Source organism: Flavisolibacter nicotianae (genome assembly GCF_003628535.1).
In the GTDB taxonomy this organism is placed as follows: Bacteria; Bacteroidota; Bacteroidia; order Chitinophagales; family Chitinophagaceae; genus Flavisolibacter; species Flavisolibacter nicotianae.
In genome coordinates, this window is the sequence record NZ_RBCI01000001.1 from 946,299 (window position 1) to 963,980 (window position 17,682).

A 17,682-nucleotide genomic window follows, 5' to 3' on the forward strand; every position below is an offset into this window, starting at 1 on the left:
CGTGTAGACTTGCACTGTCCCGTTACGCAAAACCATTTATTATGCAGTTGTCCAGCATTGCTTACAACGATAGCAAGCCGCTCCTTCACCTGGAGCCCGGCACCAAAATCCTCATTGCCAATTTCCCGGCCGACGGGCACTTCAACCCGCTGACCGGACTGGCTGCACACCTGAAGCGCATTGGCTGCGACGTGCGGTGGTATACTTCCGAACGTTACCGGGCCAGGGTGGAAAAACTGGGGCTTCCGTTTTATCCGTTTCGCCGGGCCATCGATTTTTTCACCGACCCTGCAGGAATGGCTTCGCCCAAGCGGGCCCGCTGTAAAACCGCAATCGGCCGTCTCAATTTCGACATCGTGCATGCCTTTGTGCTTCGCGGGGCCGAGTTCTACGAAGACGTGAAAGAGATCCGCCAGGACTTCTCCTTCGACCTCGTGATTGCCGATATCTGCTTTACCGGCATCCCGTTTATCCGCGAAAAAATGAACCTGCCTGTGGTGGCCATCGGCATCCTGCCACTCACCAAAACCTCGAAAGATTTACCGCCGAGCGGCCTGGCCATGACGCCGGACTACAGCTTTGCCGGCCGCCTGAAGCAGGCGTTTTTGCGCAAGCTGGCGAAAACGGTTTTGTTTGCCCGGTCCGACAAAGTGATGCACCGCGAGTTTGCCCGTTACGGCATTGACGTGGAAAATGAATTTTTGTTTGATGTGCTGTACACCAAATCCAGCCTTGTGCTCCAAAGCGGCTGCCCGGGCTTTGAGTATTGGCGCAGCGACCTGGATGCAAAAATAAAATTCATCGGCGCCCTGCTTCCGCGGCCTGTCAACCGCGCTGATACTAAATTCTGGTTTGATGAAAGACTGCTGCGCTACAAAAAATCCATCCTGGTCACACAAGGCACGGTTGAACCCGATGTGAACAAGATCATCGTTCCCACACTCGAGGCATTCAAAAATTCCGATGTGCTGGTAATTGCCACCACGGGTGGAAGCGGCACCGAAGACCTCCGCCGCCATTACCCACAGGCCAATTTGATCATTGAAGATTTTATTCCTTTTGCTGCCGTCATGCCGCACGTGCAGGCTTACGTGACCAACGGTGGTTACGGTGGCGTGATGCTGGGGATTCAGCACGGGCTGCCGCTGGTGGTAGCCGGTGTGCACGAAGGCAAGAACGAGATCAATGCCCGCATCGGCTATTTCGGGCTGGGAATCAACCTGAAAACCGAAACACCCCGGCCGGTGCAGATTCGTTGTGCCGTGGAAGCCGTTCTATCCAACCCTTCCTACAAACAGGGCGTGGAAAAACTCCGTGGTGAACTGGAAGGCTTCGATCCGGCTGCGCTTTGCGAGCACTATGTTGCCCGCCTTTTGCCGGCAAAAAGAAAAATGCCGGTCTCTGAAAAAGCACCCGATACGGAACCGGCACTGGAAGAATAAAGCGCAGGGAGTGGTCAGAATTGCCAAAAAGGTTTTTCCAGATGAGGGATGACAGGAGGAAAAAGGAGTGCTTTTCTTTGCAGGCAATGATTGCATGTTGATTGAGGTTTGGTTTGCGCAACGCATTTTGGCCGGTGCTTTGCAAAGAAAATGGTGATGAAAAGCCTGACCAGTTTCCTTGTGCTTGGCCTTTGTGCGCTTTCTGCCTGCAACATGGTGGAGAATGTCGACACGCCAAAAAGTTCGAAGAAGATGACGTATTCCTATACCTGCCTGGATAGTGCCGTCAGCGGCAGCAGTACCAGCAAGGCCGTCAGCCGCACAACCAGTTTTATCCGCGACCTTGCCGTCAACAAAAAAGAAATTACGGATGCCGTGCAAAACCAGTGGGGGGATGATTTCCACAAAGACGCAATCGAGTCAAAATCCTTCGTGTTGCTGGATGACCCTGCCATACATGCCCAGTTGCAAACCATCCTGAATGATTTGCTGGCCGCACGGGAAAATCCATCCGGCATTCAGTATTCCATCTACCTGATCGACGATAAGCAGATCAATGCGTTTACGTTTGGCGGGCACGTGTATCTCACCAAGGCCATGTACGACCGTTGCAAGAACAACACGGATCTTCTCTATTCGGTCATCGGCCACGAGATTGGCCACTCCGAAAAAGGGCACATCAAAAAAACGATCCAGGAAATGGAGTTGTCCGAAAAGCTGTTTGGACAGGAAGGCATGACTTATTTCCAGCTCAAACAATTGCTGGCCGGTTCCTTTAACCAGAAAAACGAACTGGAGGCCGACTACTACGGGATCGACCTGGCCAATCACCTGAACAAAGACCTTTGCGCTACGGTTAGTTTCTGGAAAGACATGTCGAAAGAAGAGAACAACTACAGCAAGCTCGAAGATTTTTTCCGCACCCACCCGTTCTCGTCGCTGCGGGCCCAGTGCCTGCACGATCATATCCTGCAAAACTTCGGCATCGATTGTAGCGCCAAATAGGTTTGGGTGCCAGATCGGCCTTTGTATTTGCTGCCAATGATTAGCGGAACTTTATCATTTTCTTTGCCGGCAACATCGTTCCCGGGCTACCTTTGCCGCAGGGCTCACGACAATGAAAAACAAACGTTTCTTTTGGTTTCTGCTGGTATGTGCACTGACAGTGGTTTCGTTTGCCGCCAGCGCACAGTGTTCCATTTGTACCCGCACGGCGCAGCAACTGGGCGACAAGCCTGCACAACACCTGAATGCCGGTATCCTATACTTGGCGGCCACACCGTTGGCTATTGCCGGCATTTTAGGCTACCGTTGGTGGAAGCGCAACAACGGCGAAGCATAATCTTTGTTTTTACCTTTCCGCCAAACACACCCGGTTCTCTCCTCTTTCTTTCCGCTTTCATTCTCTATCTTCCACCGCAAATATGAAAAGCAAAATCACAGGTGGCGATACAGCGTTGCTATTCACAGCAAGGGTGCTCGAAAAGTACGATGTAAGCTATTACCGTTGCAAGGATACCGGCTTCATTCAAACCGAAGAGCCGTACTGGCTGAATGAAGCCTATTCCTCGGCTATCACCAAGCTGGATGTGGGCATCGTGATGCGCAACGAAAACCTGATCAGGATTGCACAGCCGCTCCTTTCCCGCTATTTCGATCACAACGCTTTGTTTCTCGACTATGCCGGCGGTTATGGACTGTTCACACGGATGATGCGGGACCGGGGTTTTCGCTTTTATCACACCGACCCTTATTGCCAGAATATTTTTGCCGAATACCAGGACCTGAAAGAGCTGGAGGAGGGAACGAAGTTCGAGGTCGTTACGGCGTTTGAAGTGCTGGAGCACCTGGCCTCACCGGTGACGGAAATCGGGAACATTCTTTCGTACAGCGACAATTTCTTTTTCTCCACCGAGCTGGTGCCACCCAACGTGAACAAAGACTGGTGGTATTTTTCGTTTGAAACAGGCCAGCACATTTCTTTTTACACTAAAGAAGCGCTCCATTATATTGCCAAAAACTTCGGCCGCGAGTATTACACCGATGGCCGCTGGCTGCACTTGTTTACCCGAAAGCCGCTGGCTGAAAATCCCTTCGAGGCTTTGGGCCTGAACAGAAAAGAACCTTTCCTCATCCGGAAGATGCGCAAATTCCTGCGCAGCTACGACAACCGCAAGCAGTTCATGTTACCGAAAGAAAGCCTGCTGGATGCCGATGTAAAAGAGGCCCAAAAACGAATTCGGTAAAAAGTTATTCTTCCAACAGCCGCCTGACTGCGTATTCGAATTGTGGCTGGTAGATGAAATCATTGGCGCCACGGCCTTCCACCACTACGTTGGGAAGTTTGTAATACACTTCCAGCAGCCGCGTAACCTTCAGCGCTTCCGCCAGGGCAAAGGGGAAAGACTGGTTGCCGATAAAAAGCCGGCAACTGTTGATGATGGTGGCCATTTCCAGAAAGTCGTTCACCGGTTGGTACACCAGGTCGGGCAAGGCCTTTTTCATGTCCTCGTATTCTTCTTTTACACCGACGAAAAGCTTGTTGGGATAAGCCTTTAGAAAACTGTAGTCGATCAGCGGCGAACGGTAGCGATGGCTGCGGGCAATGACAATGTTGTTGGCATACTGCGCGTCTTTGGGTGCCCTGAGCCATGGCTGGCTGGTGTCGTAACTGATGCCGTACACATTAAAATACCAGCGGGTGATGCTGCCCCTGTCGAGGTGGAAGCTGTACTTTCTGAATTCATCCAGGTCGTAATCCACTGGCTCGCCTTTATAGATTTCGACCTTCTCGATTTGCGGCTGATACAGGAGCAGCGGTTTTAACAGGCTGATCATTTTTTCGCTCAGCATCACGTTGCCCAGCGGGTGGTAGTTGAAGCTGTACTCAGCCTGCTGCTCCACATGCAGGTAAAGGATTGCTTTGCCGTTTTTCGACAGTTCGAAAACAGCGGGCAGGGCGTAAATGATGTCGCCGCTGTTGCCGCTGTGTTTAAAGCTGGTGAGGGCTTTGTACGCATGCGCCAGGGAAGGGTGCTGGAGCTTAATCGTCTTGTGATAAAACGCATAGTCCTGCAACGATCGCTTGTACTCGATGTAGGCAGACCGGTTGGTATATTTCAAATACCACTTGTGTAATGTCGAAAGCTTTCTGTACGCCATTCACCTTTTTTTGCAAAAGAAACTATTCGGCTGCTATAATCCTGCACCGCCAGGGAATATTATTATCGGCTTTTCGTTCTGTTGCGGTAGAAACCGTTCTTCTGGCAAGCGGGAAATTTTTGTTGAAAAAAGAAAAACGATCACCTGCTCCTTTCTTCCCAGGCCTGTCCGACGGTTCTATCAATGTCAGTCCGATTTGGGGCACAGCCATCGTGTTGCCCGTTCGCTATCAAAAGAGATAACCATTTTGCAGGAAAAAAATGAAAAGGTGAATCTCGTTTCAAAGGCAGGCTTTAGAAAAAGATTTAGTGCTTTTTTGTTGGTAAAGTGAACGGCTGGATGAAACGGTAAAGATTGAAATGTGTGTTGTTCTCCTCCTGTGCCAGTTGTTTTTGTAAGACGGCTTTGTCAATGTCCTTCATGCGGCGGCGCTGAATTAAGTGGTAGGCTTTTTCTGCCAGGAGCCAAGCTTTTCGTTCATTTTTCAGACCCGCCTGCTGGTGTTTGCTGATGGCCTTCTTCAGGTCTTCGATCCCGGTGTGTGCGGAAGCAATCGTTTTGATCACCGGCACTTCCTGTGCGTGGGTAGCAAAGGCCGGCGCCAGCATCAGCCGCAGGTTTTTGACAAAGGTATCGGCATCGGGACGATCGCTTTTGTTTACCACGAAAATGTCGGCGATCTCCATGAGGCCCGCTTTCATCGTTTGCACTTCATCACCGGCTTCGGGCACTACGACCACAACCGTCGTGTCGGCCAGTCCGGCAATCTCGATTTCGCTTTGTCCCACGCCAACCGTCTCCACGATCACATCATCAAAGCCGGCGGCTTTTACCAGTTCGGTGATCTCAATGATTTTCGGGTGAAGACCGCCCATGGAACCGCGGGTCGCCAGGGAACGGATAAAAACATTTTCGTTGGTGTACCAGTCGCTCATGCGAATGCGGTCGCCAAGTACGGCGCCAAGATTAAAGGGCGAGGAGGGATCGATGCACAGTACGGCCAGCTTTTTTCCTTCCTTTACCCACTCGCCGATCAGTGCGTCCACCAGTGTGCTTTTGCCGGCACCCGGCGGGCCGGTGATGCCCGTGATTTTTGCCTGCGGCCGGTGGGGCAGTGCCTGCAGCAACTGCTCATAACCTTCCTGTTCGTTTTCTACGAACGATATGCTGCGGGCCAGCGCTCTTGTATCGCCGGCCAGTAAATCTTTCAGCAGTTGTTGCCACATGCGCTAATATTGTACGTTGTGATGACTGCGTGCAAAAATAGAGGGAATCACGGGAGGGCTCAGTGGAAAGACAAGGCCATTTTCGCTTCGATCCTCCTGATGATCGCGGGCCTGTTTCTGTCGAGGGCCGCTCTCTCCAGCAGTGTCATTCTTTTTTTGTTGCTGGCAATACTTGACAGGGATTTTAAAAAAGCCTGGCGAAGATTTTCTTCGAATCTTTTTTTTCCTGCATTCACCCTGTTGTTTTTTCTTCCTTTTTTCTCGGGCCTGTGGAGCGAAGACAAAAACCAGTGGCTCGACGTGGTGCGGCTCAAACTACCCTTGTTGTTTTTCCCCCTGGCCTTTGCCGGCTGCTGGCAGTTGACAAAGCGCCAATGGCAATGGGTGGCCCTGGTTTTTTTAGGCGGCGTTTTTGCCGGCTGCGCAGCCGGGCTGCTGCACTATGCTTTTCACCCCGATGAAGTGCATGCCGGCTATCTCAGGGCCAAAACCCTGCTCACGCCATTGGAAAATGATCATGTCCGTTTTAGCTGGCTGGTGAGTGTGGCCGTGATCGGCTGCTTTTTCTTTCGTTGTTTTTTCGAGACGCGCTGGATCAACACCGCCCTGCTGGTGCTGGCTGTTTTTTTTGTGCTCTACCTCCACATTCTTTCTGCCCGAACGGGACTGGTGTCGCTGTATCTTTTCGGGCTTTTGTGTGCGGGCAATTTCCTGTTGCGGAAAGAGAAGAAAGCAATGTCGTTTTTGCTGGTAGCGTTGCTCGTTTCCCTGCCGTTGCTGGCTTATTTTTTTGTTCCCACCTTTCAAAACCGCATCCGCTATTTCGTGTATGATTTTTCGTTTGTAAAAAAGGCTGCATACCTGCCGGGTGCCAACGACGGGGCAAGGGTCATGTCGTTAAAAGCGGGCTGGCAGGTGTTGAAAGACCATCCGCTTGGCGTGGGGGCCGGCGACATCATGCACGAAGCCGACAAATGGTATGCGGTCCACGTGCCGCAGGTGTTGCCTACCGATAAATTTTATCCCAGTTCCGAATGGTTGATCCATGGTGCCGTGGCCGGGTGGCCGGGTGTGCTGATTTTTACATTCGTAATGGCGCTTCCGTTTTTTTACCAGCCAAAACAACACCGTCTTTCCTGGACGGCGTTTCATGTGACGGCTGCCTTCAGCTTTCTGTTCGATATGGGGTTGGAAGTGCAGTACGGAATCTTTCTCTATGCCTTCATTACGTTCTGGTGGTGGAGGCTAGCAAGTGGCGAGTAAGAAGAAGCAAGTAGCCATTCAGCGCAACGGATTTCCTGAATGCAATTCTTTACCCAATTTAAGATAGAAACAGAGTGATGCGGTTTCGTTTACTCACCACTCGTTATTCACTACTCGCTTTCGCCAATCAGCTTTCGATAGATCGCATGATACTGCCTCGCGGCTTCGTCCCACGAAAACGAAAGCGCTCTTTTTTTCAAGGCCTGTTTTTGTGCTGGAGTGTTTTCGTAGCGCCGAAGACTCTCGTGCAGGACGCGTTGCATTTCCGCAGCGTCGAAGCCGGGAAAATAATCTGCTGCATCGCCGCCGATTTCCGGCAGCGATGTTGCCGTTGAAAGCAAAACCGGTTTTTCAAAATACATAGCCTCCAGCACCGGCAGGCCAAAGCCCTCGGCCAGCGAGGGAAACGCAAAAGCGGTGCAATGTTTCAGGTACCATTGCTTGTCGTTCTCCCAAACCGGCCCTGTAAAAACAACCCTGTTCTCCACGCCGTGCTGCCTGGCTTCGGCAAGAATTTGTTCCTTGTAGGCTTCGCTTTGTGTAACGCCGGCGATCACCAGCAGGAAATCGTTGCCCGGCAAAAGGCGTGGCAACACGTGGAAATTTTTTTTGACCGTGACGGTTCCCAGCGTGAACAGGAAAGGTTTTGGCGGAACGTACTGCGGCGGGTGCAGCGAGGCGATCTCCCGGATGGTGCAGCCGTTGTAGATCACCGATGTGTCTTTTCCCTGCACGTTCAGGTGCGCTTCCACATCGCTGCGGGTGTACTGCGATATAAAAGCCAGGTGATCCGCCTCGTCGATTTTGCGCTGCACGTCGGTTAAAAATGCCTTTCGTTTGGCGCTGCTTTTCCGGCTGTCGTGCAGGTAATTGAGGTCGTGAATGGTGAGAATTTTTTTCGGCTTTTTGCCAAACGGAAAATAATCCGAATCCTGGTGGGCACAGTGCCAAAGCGCCACCTTGCGGGTGGAGGGGAAAAAGAATTTGTGCAGCGACCGTTGGGGCAGGTAACAGGGCAGGTCGCCAAAGGGTTTGCCCACGGCCGGCGGGGTGTAAAAACACAGCGGCACACGTCCTCCGGTTTTGATCAGTGCCTGCGCCAGTTGCAGGCAAAAATGATAAAGCCCCGTATGCGGGTACTTCATCCGTTCACAATCAAACACAATCGATTTGCCGTCTGCTTTCATGAAGCTGCAAACTTATTTCAATCCCGCATGCCTGCAAGGCTGAATTGGAGGAGCCCGAAAAATGAACGTCATTTGCAGTTTCTTTTTTTGATCGAATCCGCTTCATGAGACCAGAAATTTCCGTGGTAATTGTGTGCAAGAACGAAGAGCACATCATCGGCAAAACACTGCAAAGCGTGCAGTCCTTTGCCGGCGAACTGCTCGTTTACGATACCGGCAGCACCGACGGAACGCTTGCCATCGCGAAGGAATTTGGTGCCCGTGTGGTGCAGGCGCCCTGGGAAGGCTATGGTCGTTCGAAGCAAAAAGCCATCAGCCTTGCCGTCAACGACTGGGTGATGAACCTGGACTCCGATGAAGTGGTGGACGAAGAAGCGCAGCAGCAAATTCGGCAGCTTCCGCTCACCGACGAAAAAATTTGCTACCGATTTCGCTTCCGGAATTTTCTGGGACAAAAGGCTTTGCGGTTTGGCGAGTTCGGATTCGATTCGCACATCCGTCTTTTTAACCGCCGGCAGGTGTTGTGGAACGATGCGCCGGTGCACGAGAAACTGCAGCAGGCCGCCGGTGTGAGAGAGCAAAGTCTAAAAGGACGGATTCTTCATTACACCATGAAGGACACGGCGGAGTTTGTGCAGAAATCGGTGAACTATGCCCTGGCCAACGCAGCCAGTTATTTTGAACGTGGCAAAAGAGCAACCTGGGTCAAGCAATATCTCAGTCCCCTGGTGATGTTTGTAAAATATTATTTTATCCGGTTGGGTTTTTTGGACGGCTGGGCCGGTTTGTTCTCCGCTCGCATGGCTGCCCTGTACACCTACCTGAAGTATGCACGGCTGCGGGAGCTGCAGGAACGGGAGAGGTGAGATGTCAAAGGTGAGACCGGAGAATCATTCGGCCACAGCCTTCTCACTGTGGCTGGTCAATGAACGTGTCAGTTCATAAACTTGCGGACCTATGAACGATTCCCCGTTTCACGTCTTACGTTTGACGTCTCACGTCTTTTGCCCCAAATTTGCAAGAGCTAAGCCATGACGAATTTTATTCCGATATTTCCTCTGGGCATTGTGGTCTACCCGGGTGAGAGCCTCAACCTTCATATTTTCGAACCCCGCTACAAGCAACTGATCAATGAATGCCACACCGGCAACAAGCCCTTTGGTATACCCACGGTCATCGACAACAAGGTGCAGGATTACGGCACCGTTGTTCGCATCAAAGAAATCACGACCGTGCATGAGAATGGTGAAATGGATATCAAGACCGAAGGCGAGAAGGTGTTTCGTGTGCTGGAAGTGATCAAAGAAATTCCCGACAAATTGTATAGCGGCGCCATTGTGAACTACCCGGTGAATCACGAAGCCGGCAGCGCCGAAGTCATGCGCCGCCTGCTGAGCAGCTTGAAAGAAATGTACAAAATGCTGAAGGTGGAAAAGGACTTTAAAAAAAGCGAGGAGCAGTTAAACAGTTATGACCTGGCCCACCACGTGGGCTTTTCCTTGCAGGAAGAATACGAATTCCTGAACCTGATGCACGAACGCCAGCGCCAGGAATACCTCAAGCGCCACCTGACAAAGGTGATTCCGCTGGTGGCCGAAATGGAAAACCTGAAAAAGAAAGTAAAGCTGAACGGCCACTTCAAAAATTTATCGGCCTTCAATTTTGAAGAATAGTTCGCCAGTTCACGGGTTGAATGACCGTTCAAAAAACGTGTGGACCTGCGAACTTGTGAACCCGTGAACTAATTTCGCCCCATGATCACGCTCTGCCTGGACTTTGGTAACACCCGTTTGAAAACAGCCGTTTTTGAAAATGATGATCTGACAGAAGTGATCGTGCTGCGCAGCGATGTTGTGGCGCACCTGCAGGAGATCATTGCGCAGCACCGGCCGCAACACGCCATTCTTTCTTCCGTGATCAACCACGACCCGGCCGTGGAAGCACTGTTGGCACAGCATACCGACTTTCATAAACTATCGAATACGTCGAAGCTGCCGTTTACCATTCCGGTAGGCAAGCCCGAAACCATGGGCGCCGACCGGCTGGCCATCGCGGCATCAGCCGTGTTTCTTTTTCCGGGCCGGAACAACGTGGCGGTAGGCCTGGGCACCTGCATCACGTTCAATTTTATCAACCAGTTCCACGAATTTTTGGGTGGCTCCATCTCTCCCGGTATGGAGATGCGCTTCCTGGCCATGCACCAGTTCACGGCCAAACTTCCATTGGTGAAAGGACACTGGAACATCCCGCTTATCGGCTACGATACAGCCACCAATCTGCAAACCGGCGTGGTGCTGGGCATGGCCAAAGAGATCGATGGCATACTGGATTTGTATCAAGAAAAGTTCGGGAACTTTAACGCCCTTTTAACCGGGGGGGATATCCAGTTATTCAGGCCGCATTTGAAAAATAAGATATTTGCAGACCCTCATTTAATTTTTAAAGGTTTGTATGCAATCAGTCGGTATAACAGTGTTTCGAAATAGAACGTTCCTTGCCGCTGCTCTTTGTTCCTCCATATTTTCCCAATCACTCCACGCACAGGATAACTCGCCGTATTCGCGTTATGGCATCGGTAACCTGTATTCGCGTATGAATGTGATCAACAGGGGCATGGGCGGTGTATCGGCTGCGTATTCGGATATCTTTTCCATCAATTACAACAACCCGGCTTCGTATGCCGGCTTCCAGGTATTCCAGGAGCAACGGTCCAAAAAAGTTTCGTCGGCCCGTGTGATTCTGGATGCCGCCGTGAGCTACGACAGCCGCAAGCTGGCCGAGCCCAACACCACCAGCAGCTTCACGTCGAACGACATCCTGTTTTCGCATGTGTATGTAGGTGTGCCCATTCGCAAGAACTGGGGCCTGGCCTTTGGCATTCGTCCGTTGAGCCGCATCAGCTACGATATTTTGCGCACAGAGCAACTGCATACGCCATCGGGCATGCTGATCGACAGCGCCTTTACCCAATACAGCGGATCGGGCGGAAGCTTTCTGCCTTCGATCGGTACGGGCTTTGGCACCAATAACTTTCGTGTCGGTGTGAACATCGGTTACCTGTTTGGCAAAAAAGAACTGGTTACCCGCCGCGGCTTTTTAAGTGATACGATCAGTTATGCTGCGTCCAACCACACGACCAACACCAACTTCGGCGGCCTGTTTTACACGGTGGGCACACAATGGTCGGTAGACCTGAGCAAGAAAGCGATACTGCGCCTCGGCGCCTCGGGCAACTGGAAGCAGACCATCAACGGAACACAGGACATTCACCGACAAACTTATACCCGCAACTCCTCGGGACAGGAAGTGCAGGTGGACAGTGTGTTTAGCCAAACTGATAGCAAAGGCTCCGTGATTTATCCCGGAACCTACACGGCTGGCTTTATGCTCGACCTGGCCCCCGGCCAGCGTACCAATGGCTGGAACATCGGTGTGGATTATGCTGCCGGCAAATGGAACGACTACCGTTTCTTTGGTGCACAGGACCTGGTGCAGAACAACTGGGAGCTGCGTTTTGGCGCACAGATTACACCGTCTGAAGACGCCCTGCAGAACGGCAAGCTGAAAAGCTACCGCATCGGCTTTTTCACAGGTCGCGACTACGTCAAAGTGGGCAACGACCTGCCGGTGGTTGGATTTAGCCTGGGCCTTGGTCTTCCGCTCCGCAACTACAGCCGCCTGAGCAACCAGGCCAGCGTGCTGAATTTTGGACTGGAATACATCAAACGCGGCAACGACCAAAACCTGATCAAAGAAGATTTGTTCCGTCTTTCGCTGGGCCTCAACTTTACGGACTTTTGGTTTGGCAAGCGCAAATATGACTAAACAGCTTTTGCAAACACATCCTCTCTCTTTCGTCAAGCGTCAAACGTCAAACGTCAAACAAAGGACACTCCTGTTTCACGTCTCGCGTTTGACGTTTTTCGTTTTCGCCTGCCTGGTCTTTTGGAGCTGCGAAAACGACGTGGAAAAAGTAAATGCCACCAACGAACGCAAACCCAATATCGAAGAAGCGTTCAAAATAGAGAGTTTTCTCAGCCAGGCCGGCCTGCAAAGAGCCAAGCTGGTGGCGCCTTACATGAAGCGCTACACGATGGATACGTCCTACCTCGAATTTCCGCGGTCGCTGCACGTGAATTTTTTCGACAGCACCGGCAAAGTGGAAAGCCAGGTAGAAGCGCTTTATGGCAAATACCTGGAAACCCAAAGCAAGGTTTACCTGCGCGACAGCGTGGTTGCCTTCAATGTAAAAGGCGATACCCTGCGAACGCCGGACCTCTGGTGGGACCAGAACACCCGGAAATTTTTTACCGATAAAGTGGTGCGCTTTAAATCATCAACGAAAGTGATCTATGGCGGAAAGGGCTTTGAAGCCGACCAGGATCTTTCGCACTACACCATCTTCCAGCCGACCGGCGTGCTCCTTGTACCCGACAGCATGACGGCACAATAGCCCCCTCGGTCCCCCAAGGGGGAAGTGGCATCCGCACAGATCCTTGCTTTTTCATGATAGTTCAAAGCCTTCATCATTCAGTTTGATGGAGGCTTTTTGCTGCCGGCCGGCGTCCTGCCAATGGCTTTTCTTTTGCCCCGGAGGAGCATCCTGTTAATAGAAAATGTTCATAGAAGAGATAATAAAGCTCCGAAGGAGCGACATATTTTTCTTTTGCTACCAGCAGCAGAATAGCCATGAAGCTTCCGTTGCACAATTTATCCTGACGAAGGAAGGGCCCGTTCAACGTTTGGAACGCAGCCGGACAAAAAGAATTCCATCCCTCGAAGAGATGGAATTCTTCGGCAAACAAAAGCATCTTGCCTAAGCGGGCCCTGTGCGTTGTGGCTCCCTCTTCTTGTGGAGTGGGCCGGGGTGAGGTGTTCTTTGCCTACCTTTAACCATCCTAAAAATTTTATTGAATGGAATACAGAAGAATGGGAAGAACAGGCCTGCAGTTGAGCGTTCTTTCGTTTGGCAGTTGGGTAACATTTCACAAGCAAATCGACGATTCAATTTCGGATGAACTGATGGGACTCGCCTACGACAACGGTGTCAACTTTTTCGACAATGCCGAAGTTTATGCACTGGGTGAAAGCGAAAAAATGATGGGCCGCGTTCTGAAGAAAAAAGCATGGGACCGCACATCCTACACCGTTAGCAGCAAAGCCTTTTTCGGCTGGCGCGGGAAAGAGAACAAACCCAATCAGACAGGTCTCAGCCGCAAACACCTGACGGAAGCCTGCCACGAAGCCCTGCAGCGTTTGCAAACCGATTATCTCGATCTTTTCTTTTGTCACCGGCCCGATAAGAATGTGCCGATCGAAGAGGTGGTGTGGACGATGAATTTACTTATTCAGCAAGGAAAAATTTTATACTGGGGCACCTCGGAATGGAGTGCGGCGGAGATCATGGAAGCCCACCGCGTGGCTGCACAACTGCACCTGCTCGGCCCATCGGTGGAACAGCCGCAATACAACCTTTTCGAGCGAACGAAAATGGAAAAAGACTATGCTGATATTTTTCGAACGGTCGGCATGGGCACGACCATCTGGAGCCCGCTTGCATCGGGCCTGCTCACAGGGAAATACAACGACGGCATTCCCGAAAACAGTCGCTTTGCACTGGAAGGATTCGACTGGCTCAAGGACCGCTGGATTGCCGAAGACAAACTGGGACGGGTAAAAAAACTCACGGCTCTGGCCGGAGACCTGGGCGTTTCGGTCAGTGCCCTTTCCATTGCCTGGACCATCCGTAACCCGAATGTGACCACGGCGATCCTCGGCGCAACGAAACGCGAACAACTCCTGCAAAACCTGGACGCCTTGCAGGCTTTGCCCAAGCTCACGCCGGAGATCATGCAGCAGATCGACGAGATCATGGCAACCAAACCTGCAACGCCGGAATACTAAAACATCCCGCTTATGCACCTGACAAACAAAACGGCACTGATCACCGGTGGCAGCCGCGGCATCGGCAAGGCCATTGCCCTTCGCCTGGCAAGGGAAGGTTGCAACATTGCCATTGCTGCCAAAACCACCGAGCCGCATCCCAAACTCGAGGGCACGATTTACACCGCTGCCAAAGAAGTGGAAGCGCTGGGTGTGCAATGCCTGCCGCTGCGTTGCGACATCCGCGACGAGGTCCAGATCCAGGCGGCGGTGGACGAAACCGTGAAGCAGTTTGGCGGCATCGATATACTGGTGAACAATGCCAGTGCCATCAGCCTTACACCCACCGAACACACGGAGCCCAGGCGCTTCGACCTGATGATGGACATCGAGATCCGGGGTACTTTTTTTATGTGCAGGGCCTGTCTTCCGCATTTGAAAAAAAGCACCAATGCCCACATCCTGAACCTGTCGCCGCCGCTGAATTTAAATCCCAAATGGTTTGCGCAACACCTGGCTTACACCATCAGCAAATACGGCATGAGCATGATCGTGCTGGGACTGGCCGAAGAGTGCAGGCGGGACAGGATTGCAGCCAATGCCCTGTGGCCGCAAACAACGATCGCCACGGCAGCCGTGCAGAATTTGTTGGGCGGCGATGCGCTGATGCAAATGAGCCGTACGCCGGAGATCGTGGCCGATGCGGCGTTTGCCATTTTATCGAAGCCGTCGGCAGAATGCACCGGCAATTTTTTCATTGACGAAGACGTGTTGCGGAAAGAAGGCGTTCGTGATTTCAGCAGGTATGCTGTCAATGCATCGCAAAAGCTGATGACGGATATTTTTGTTGATTAAGGAAAGACCCCGGAGGTTTTCAAAACCTCCGGGGTCTTTCTCGTGTGAAAAGAAACAAAGAAGCCGGCAATTGCTGTCGGCTTCTTTGTTTTTACGAATCTGCTTTTTTCCGGTCGCCCCGGTCACCGTAGCCAGGCTTTGCATCGGTCTTTGCTTTTTGTTTGCGATCCTGGCTCAGGGAGCGGCCCACGTCGTCACTTTCCCGGATCCTGCCTGCGTCATCGCGCCGTATGTACCGTTTATCACCGTTTGGCGCAATGGTCTCCCGTTTGTCTGAAGCATTTCTGCCCGCGGGTTTGTTTGTTTGCTTTGCCATAATTATCTGGTTTGTTGAAAAATGAGTACTATGCTACTGTGTAACAAACAGCGTGCAGATAAATCCCGGCAGTAATAATTTTTTTGGGCGGACTGTGTGTCGTCTTATACAAGGCGTTTGGCGCTATGCGATTGTTGCAAGCCAAAAAAAGAGAGTTGACTGCTTTCGGGTCAACTCTCTTTATCTTAAAAAAGTTCTGTGCTTATCCTTCTTTGATCTTCACCACATCGCCAGCATCTTCTCCACCAAATTTTTCCGGCCGCATTTGCGGGAACAGCAGCACATCTTGGATGGAAGGCTGATTGGTGAGCAGCATGCACAGGCGGTCGATGCCGATCCCGATACCTGAAGTTGGCGGCATGCCGTATTCCAGTGCCCGCAGGAAGTCGTGGTCGATGTACATGGCTTCCAGGTCGCCACGCTCCATCAGGCGCACCTGCTCTTCAAAGCGTTCACGCTGGTCGATGGGATCGTTCAACTCGCTGTAGGCATTGGCCACTTCTTTGCCGTTGATCATCAGCTCGAAACGCTCTACCAGCCCGGCTTTGCTGCGGTGCTTTTTGGTAAGCGGGCTCATTTCTACCGGGTAATCGATGATGAAGGTCGGCTGGATGTAGTATTGCTCGCATTTGCCGCCAAAGATTTCATCAATCAGCTTGCCCCGTCCCATCGTCGGGTCAACGTCAATGCGCAGTTGGCGGCAAACGTCGCGAAGGCCCTCTTCGTCCATAGCACTTACGTCAAAACCCGTGTGTTCCTGGATGGCATCGTAGATGGAGATGCGCTTGAACGGCGCCTTGAACGAAATGCCTTTATCGCCTACCGTCAGCTCCGTGGACCCGGTAACGTCTACAGCGGCTTTTTCCAGCAGCTTTTCGGTGACGTTCATCATCCACTCGTAATCTTTATAGGCCGTGTAAAACTCCAGGATGGTGAATTCCGGGTTGTGCGTCCGGTCCATGCCCTCGTTGCGGAAGTTGCGGCTGAACTCGTACACCCAGTCGAAGCCGCCCACGATGAGGCGCTTCAGGTAAAGCTCGTTGGCAATGCGCAGGTAAAACGGCACATCCAGTGCATTGTGGTGGGTGATAAAAGGCCTTGCAGCCGCGCCACCCGGGATGCTTTGCAGCACCGGCGTATCCACTTCCAGTGCACCGTGTTCGTTCAAAAACTCGCGGATGGAGTTGATCATTTTTGTACGCTTCACAAAGGTCTCTTTTACCGATGGGTTGATTACGAGGTCGGCATAGCGCTGGCGGTATTTGAATTCGGGATCGGTCACGGCATCGTAGGCATGACCGTCCACCTCTTTGACAATCGGCAGCGGGCGGAGCGACTTGGCCAGGAAGGTCAGCTCTTTTACGTGCACCGAAATCTCGCCCATCTTCGTGCGGAACACAAAGCCTTTGATGCCAACAAAGTCGCCCAGGTCAGTGAGCTTTTTCCAAACGGTATCGTACAACGAAGAGTCGCCGTCTTTGACCAGGTCGTCCTTGCGTACATAGATCTGGATGCGGCCCTGCGAGTCCTGCAGTTCGGCAAACGCCGCTTTGCCCATATCGCGGACACTCATGATGCGGCCGGCCAGGCACACATCGGTAAATGAATCTTTGTCTTCTTCCTTAAATGAATTTTTTATAGCGAGCGAATAGTGTGTAACGGGAAACAGGGGAGCCGGGTAGGGATCGATGCCTAGCCTTTGCAATTCGGCCAGTTTGTCGCGGCGAATGATCTCCTGTTCAGATAAATGTGTCGTGTGCATACAAAGTTTTATGGAAGCGCAAAATTAGGGCATTGAGGAGATGGATGGCACACGCCTTTTCGCGGCGGTTGGTTGCAGGACTGCAGTACTGGTTCTATTTTTACCACCATGAAACAAATCCTGACCCTGGCTTTTCTTGCGCTTCTTGCCGGTAGCGGTTGCAACAACGGCACGCACGGAAAAGACACCGGCACAACACAACAGATAACTGCAGCCGAAACCGAAACCCGCAGCACTTCCGGCGGCCACTGGAAGGGCTCTTTTTCCAACGGGCTAAAAGGCGCCAAAATCAGCTTCGACGTCGACGGTAAAGAACTAAAGGAGCTCACCTTCCAGGGCTACTGGCGGTGCAGCGGAAAGCTGGAACTGACCACGCTGGGCCCCAAAGAAGGCTTCGCGATCAAGGGCAACCAGGTGGATGGCATCATTAAAGAGCAGGGCTTTTATTTTGAGCTGCACGGCAATTTTAGCGGTAACAAAGCCAGCGGCACCCTGCGCATTGCGTTTGTAGCCGGCGGCTGCGATACCTATAAATTGAACTGGACGGCGGAGAAGGCGTAAGCGGTAAAAAGGTGGCGGTCGACAG

20 protein-coding genes are annotated in these 17,682 nt (G+C 52.0%); 14 read left to right on the top strand and 6 right to left on the bottom strand.

The genetic code is table 11. The features are described 5' to 3' along the window. The first annotated feature begins 41 nt into the window (after nt 1-41). The 4 genes from D6024_RS04185 (at nt 42) to D6024_RS04200 (ending at nt 3,688) form a co-directional block, all read left to right on the top strand. Nucleotides 42-1,442, top strand: coding sequence for a glycosyltransferase (locus tag D6024_RS04185; protein ID WP_121353233.1), 1,401 nt, complete (start codon nt 42-44; stop codon nt 1,440-1,442). A gap of 156 nt (nt 1,443-1,598) precedes the next feature. After that, on the top strand, nt 1,599-2,447 hold the full coding sequence (locus D6024_RS04190) for a M48 family metallopeptidase (RefSeq protein ID WP_162944516.1): 849 nt from the start codon (nt 1,599-1,601) through the stop codon (nt 2,445-2,447). Between the two features lie 112 nt (nt 2,448-2,559). After that, nucleotides 2,560-2,784 (top strand): hypothetical protein, encoded by a 225-nt coding sequence (locus D6024_RS04195; RefSeq protein ID WP_240409930.1) that lies wholly within the window; start codon nt 2,560-2,562, stop codon nt 2,782-2,784. 82 nt (nt 2,785-2,866) lie between these two features. Next, nucleotides 2,867-3,688 (top strand): class I SAM-dependent methyltransferase, encoded by an 822-nt coding sequence (locus tag D6024_RS04200; protein WP_121353237.1) that lies wholly within the window; start codon nt 2,867-2,869, stop codon nt 3,686-3,688. Nucleotides 3,689-3,692: 4 nt separating this feature from the next. On the opposite strand, the gene D6024_RS04205 is transcribed toward D6024_RS04200, so the two are convergent. Continuing rightward, the gene (locus D6024_RS04205) at nt 3,693-4,604 is read right to left on the bottom strand and encodes a hypothetical protein (RefSeq protein WP_121353239.1); all 912 of its coding nucleotides are present in this window, start codon (nt 4,602-4,604) and stop codon (nt 3,693-3,695) included. 10 nt (nt 4,605-4,614) lie between these two features. On the opposite strand from D6024_RS04205, the gene D6024_RS26505 reads away from it, so the two are divergent. Then, nucleotides 4,615-4,935 carry a hypothetical protein gene (locus D6024_RS26505; RefSeq protein WP_162944517.1) on the top strand — a complete coding sequence of 107 codons (321 nt, stop codon included), beginning with the start codon at nt 4,615-4,617 and terminating at the stop codon, nt 4,933-4,935. On the opposite strand, the gene meaB is transcribed toward D6024_RS26505, so the two are convergent. Further along, the gene (gene meaB / locus D6024_RS04215; RefSeq protein ID WP_121353244.1) at nt 4,910-5,830 is read right to left on the bottom strand and encodes a methylmalonyl Co-A mutase-associated GTPase MeaB; all 921 of its coding nucleotides are present in this window, start codon (nt 5,828-5,830) and stop codon (nt 4,910-4,912) included. The two genes, D6024_RS26505 and meaB, sit on opposite strands and share 26 nt — an antisense overlap. A 21-nt stretch (nt 5,831-5,851) precedes the next feature. Here meaB and D6024_RS04220 point away from each other — a divergent pair, with 21 nt between their 5' ends. Then, nucleotides 5,852-7,093, top strand: coding sequence for an O-antigen ligase family protein (locus D6024_RS04220; RefSeq protein ID WP_162944518.1), 1,242 nt, complete (start codon nt 5,852-5,854; stop codon nt 7,091-7,093). 110 nt (nt 7,094-7,203) lie between these two features. Here D6024_RS04220 and D6024_RS04225 read toward each other — a convergent pair whose 3' ends face one another. Continuing rightward, nucleotides 7,204-8,280 (bottom strand): glycosyltransferase family 4 protein, encoded by a 1,077-nt coding sequence (locus D6024_RS04225; protein WP_205573218.1) that lies wholly within the window; start codon nt 8,278-8,280, stop codon nt 7,204-7,206. Between the two features lie 104 nt (nt 8,281-8,384). Here D6024_RS04225 and D6024_RS04230 point away from each other — a divergent pair, with 104 nt between their 5' ends. From D6024_RS04230 to lptC, 5 genes are all read left to right on the top strand, one after another. After that, a complete protein-coding gene (locus D6024_RS04230; RefSeq protein WP_121353248.1) occupies nt 8,385-9,146 on the top strand; it encodes a glycosyltransferase family 2 protein in 762 nt (253 codons plus the stop codon). 165 nt (nt 9,147-9,311) lie between these two features. Beyond that, the gene (locus D6024_RS04235) at nt 9,312-9,953 is read left to right on the top strand and encodes an LON peptidase substrate-binding domain-containing protein (RefSeq protein ID WP_121353250.1); all 642 of its coding nucleotides are present in this window, start codon (nt 9,312-9,314) and stop codon (nt 9,951-9,953) included. Between the two features lie 81 nt (nt 9,954-10,034). After that, nucleotides 10,035-10,766 (top strand): type III pantothenate kinase, encoded by a 732-nt coding sequence (locus D6024_RS04240; protein ID WP_121353252.1) that lies wholly within the window; start codon nt 10,035-10,037, stop codon nt 10,764-10,766. A 106-nt stretch (nt 10,767-10,872) separates the two neighbouring features. Further along, nucleotides 10,873-12,105, top strand: a complete 1,233-nt coding sequence (locus D6024_RS04245) for a hypothetical protein (protein WP_121353254.1) — start codon at nt 10,873-10,875, stop codon at nt 12,103-12,105. A gap of 88 nt (nt 12,106-12,193) precedes the next feature. Then, complete coding sequence (lptC, locus tag D6024_RS04250) at nt 12,194-12,733, top strand: LPS export ABC transporter periplasmic protein LptC (protein ID WP_162944519.1); 540 nt, start codon at nt 12,194-12,196, stop codon at nt 12,731-12,733. A 73-nt stretch (nt 12,734-12,806) separates the two neighbouring features. On the opposite strand, the gene D6024_RS26510 is transcribed toward lptC, so the two are convergent. Then, complete coding sequence (locus D6024_RS26510) at nt 12,807-12,971, bottom strand: hypothetical protein (RefSeq protein ID WP_162944520.1); 165 nt, start codon at nt 12,969-12,971, stop codon at nt 12,807-12,809. 223 nt (nt 12,972-13,194) lie between these two features. Here D6024_RS26510 and D6024_RS04260 point away from each other — a divergent pair, with 223 nt between their 5' ends. Together D6024_RS04260 and D6024_RS04265 are read left to right on the top strand one after the other, a co-directional pair. Continuing rightward, nucleotides 13,195-14,184: a potassium channel beta subunit family protein gene (locus D6024_RS04260; protein WP_121353260.1), complete on the top strand. Its 990-nt coding sequence runs from the start codon at nt 13,195-13,197 to the stop codon at nt 14,182-14,184. A 12-nt stretch (nt 14,185-14,196) separates the two neighbouring features. Continuing rightward, nucleotides 14,197-15,018: an SDR family oxidoreductase gene (locus D6024_RS04265; RefSeq protein WP_121353262.1), complete on the top strand. Its 822-nt coding sequence runs from the start codon at nt 14,197-14,199 to the stop codon at nt 15,016-15,018. Nucleotides 15,019-15,109: 91 nt separating this feature from the next. On the opposite strand, the gene D6024_RS04270 is transcribed toward D6024_RS04265, so the two are convergent. Both D6024_RS04270 and lysS read right to left on the bottom strand, forming a co-directional pair. Further along, entirely contained in the window at nt 15,110-15,334 is a 225-nt protein-coding gene (locus D6024_RS04270) for a hypothetical protein (RefSeq protein ID WP_121353264.1), read from the bottom strand. Nucleotides 15,335-15,536: 202 nt separating this feature from the next. Continuing rightward, a complete protein-coding gene (gene lysS / locus D6024_RS04275) occupies nt 15,537-17,096 on the bottom strand; it encodes a lysine--tRNA ligase (protein WP_121353266.1) in 1,560 nt (519 codons plus the stop codon). Nucleotides 17,097-17,204: 108 nt separating this feature from the next. Here lysS and D6024_RS04280 point away from each other — a divergent pair, with 108 nt between their 5' ends. Continuing rightward, on the top strand, nt 17,205-17,657 hold the full coding sequence (locus tag D6024_RS04280; RefSeq protein ID WP_162944521.1) for a hypothetical protein: 453 nt from the start codon (nt 17,205-17,207) through the stop codon (nt 17,655-17,657). Nucleotides 17,658-17,682: the final 25 nt, after the last annotated feature.

What these genes read in the sequence shown, in the direction of transcription:
- D6024_RS04185 (WP_121353233.1), top strand. Translation starts at nt 42, where the DNA reads ATGCAGTTGTCCAGCATTGCTTACAACGATAGCAAGCCGCTCCTTCAC.
- D6024_RS04190 (WP_162944516.1), top strand. Translation starts at nt 1,599, where the DNA reads ATGAAAAGCCTGACCAGTTTCCTTGTGCTTGGCCTTTGTGCGCTTTCT.
- D6024_RS04195 (WP_240409930.1), top strand. Translation starts at nt 2,560, where the DNA reads ATGAAAAACAAACGTTTCTTTTGGTTTCTGCTGGTATGTGCACTGACA.
- D6024_RS04200 (WP_121353237.1), top strand. Translation starts at nt 2,867, where the DNA reads ATGAAAAGCAAAATCACAGGTGGCGATACAGCGTTGCTATTCACAGCA.
- D6024_RS04205 (WP_121353239.1), bottom strand. Translation starts at nt 4,604, where the DNA reads ATGGCGTACAGAAAGCTTTCGACATTACACAAGTGGTATTTGAAATAT.
- meaB (WP_121353244.1), bottom strand. Translation starts at nt 5,830, where the DNA reads ATGTGGCAACAACTGCTGAAAGATTTACTGGCCGGCGATACAAGAGCG.
- D6024_RS04220 (WP_162944518.1), top strand. Translation starts at nt 5,852, where the DNA reads ATGACTGCGTGCAAAAATAGAGGGAATCACGGGAGGGCTCAGTGGAAA.
- D6024_RS04225 (WP_205573218.1), bottom strand. Translation starts at nt 8,280, where the DNA reads ATGAAAGCAGACGGCAAATCGATTGTGTTTGATTGTGAACGGATGAAG.
- D6024_RS04230 (WP_121353248.1), top strand. Translation starts at nt 8,385, where the DNA reads ATGAGACCAGAAATTTCCGTGGTAATTGTGTGCAAGAACGAAGAGCAC.
- D6024_RS04235 (WP_121353250.1), top strand. Translation starts at nt 9,312, where the DNA reads ATGACGAATTTTATTCCGATATTTCCTCTGGGCATTGTGGTCTACCCG.
- D6024_RS04240 (WP_121353252.1), top strand. Translation starts at nt 10,035, where the DNA reads ATGATCACGCTCTGCCTGGACTTTGGTAACACCCGTTTGAAAACAGCC.
- D6024_RS04245 (WP_121353254.1), top strand. Translation starts at nt 10,873, where the DNA reads ATGAATGTGATCAACAGGGGCATGGGCGGTGTATCGGCTGCGTATTCG.
- D6024_RS26510 (WP_162944520.1), bottom strand. Translation starts at nt 12,971, where the DNA reads ATGGCTATTCTGCTGCTGGTAGCAAAAGAAAAATATGTCGCTCCTTCG.
- D6024_RS04260 (WP_121353260.1), top strand. Translation starts at nt 13,195, where the DNA reads ATGGAATACAGAAGAATGGGAAGAACAGGCCTGCAGTTGAGCGTTCTT.
- D6024_RS04265 (WP_121353262.1), top strand. Translation starts at nt 14,197, where the DNA reads ATGCACCTGACAAACAAAACGGCACTGATCACCGGTGGCAGCCGCGGC.
- D6024_RS04270 (WP_121353264.1), bottom strand. Translation starts at nt 15,334, where the DNA reads ATGGCAAAGCAAACAAACAAACCCGCGGGCAGAAATGCTTCAGACAAA.
- lysS (WP_121353266.1), bottom strand. Translation starts at nt 17,096, where the DNA reads ATGCACACGACACATTTATCTGAACAGGAGATCATTCGCCGCGACAAA.
- D6024_RS04280 (WP_162944521.1), top strand. Translation starts at nt 17,205, where the DNA reads ATGAAACAAATCCTGACCCTGGCTTTTCTTGCGCTTCTTGCCGGTAGC.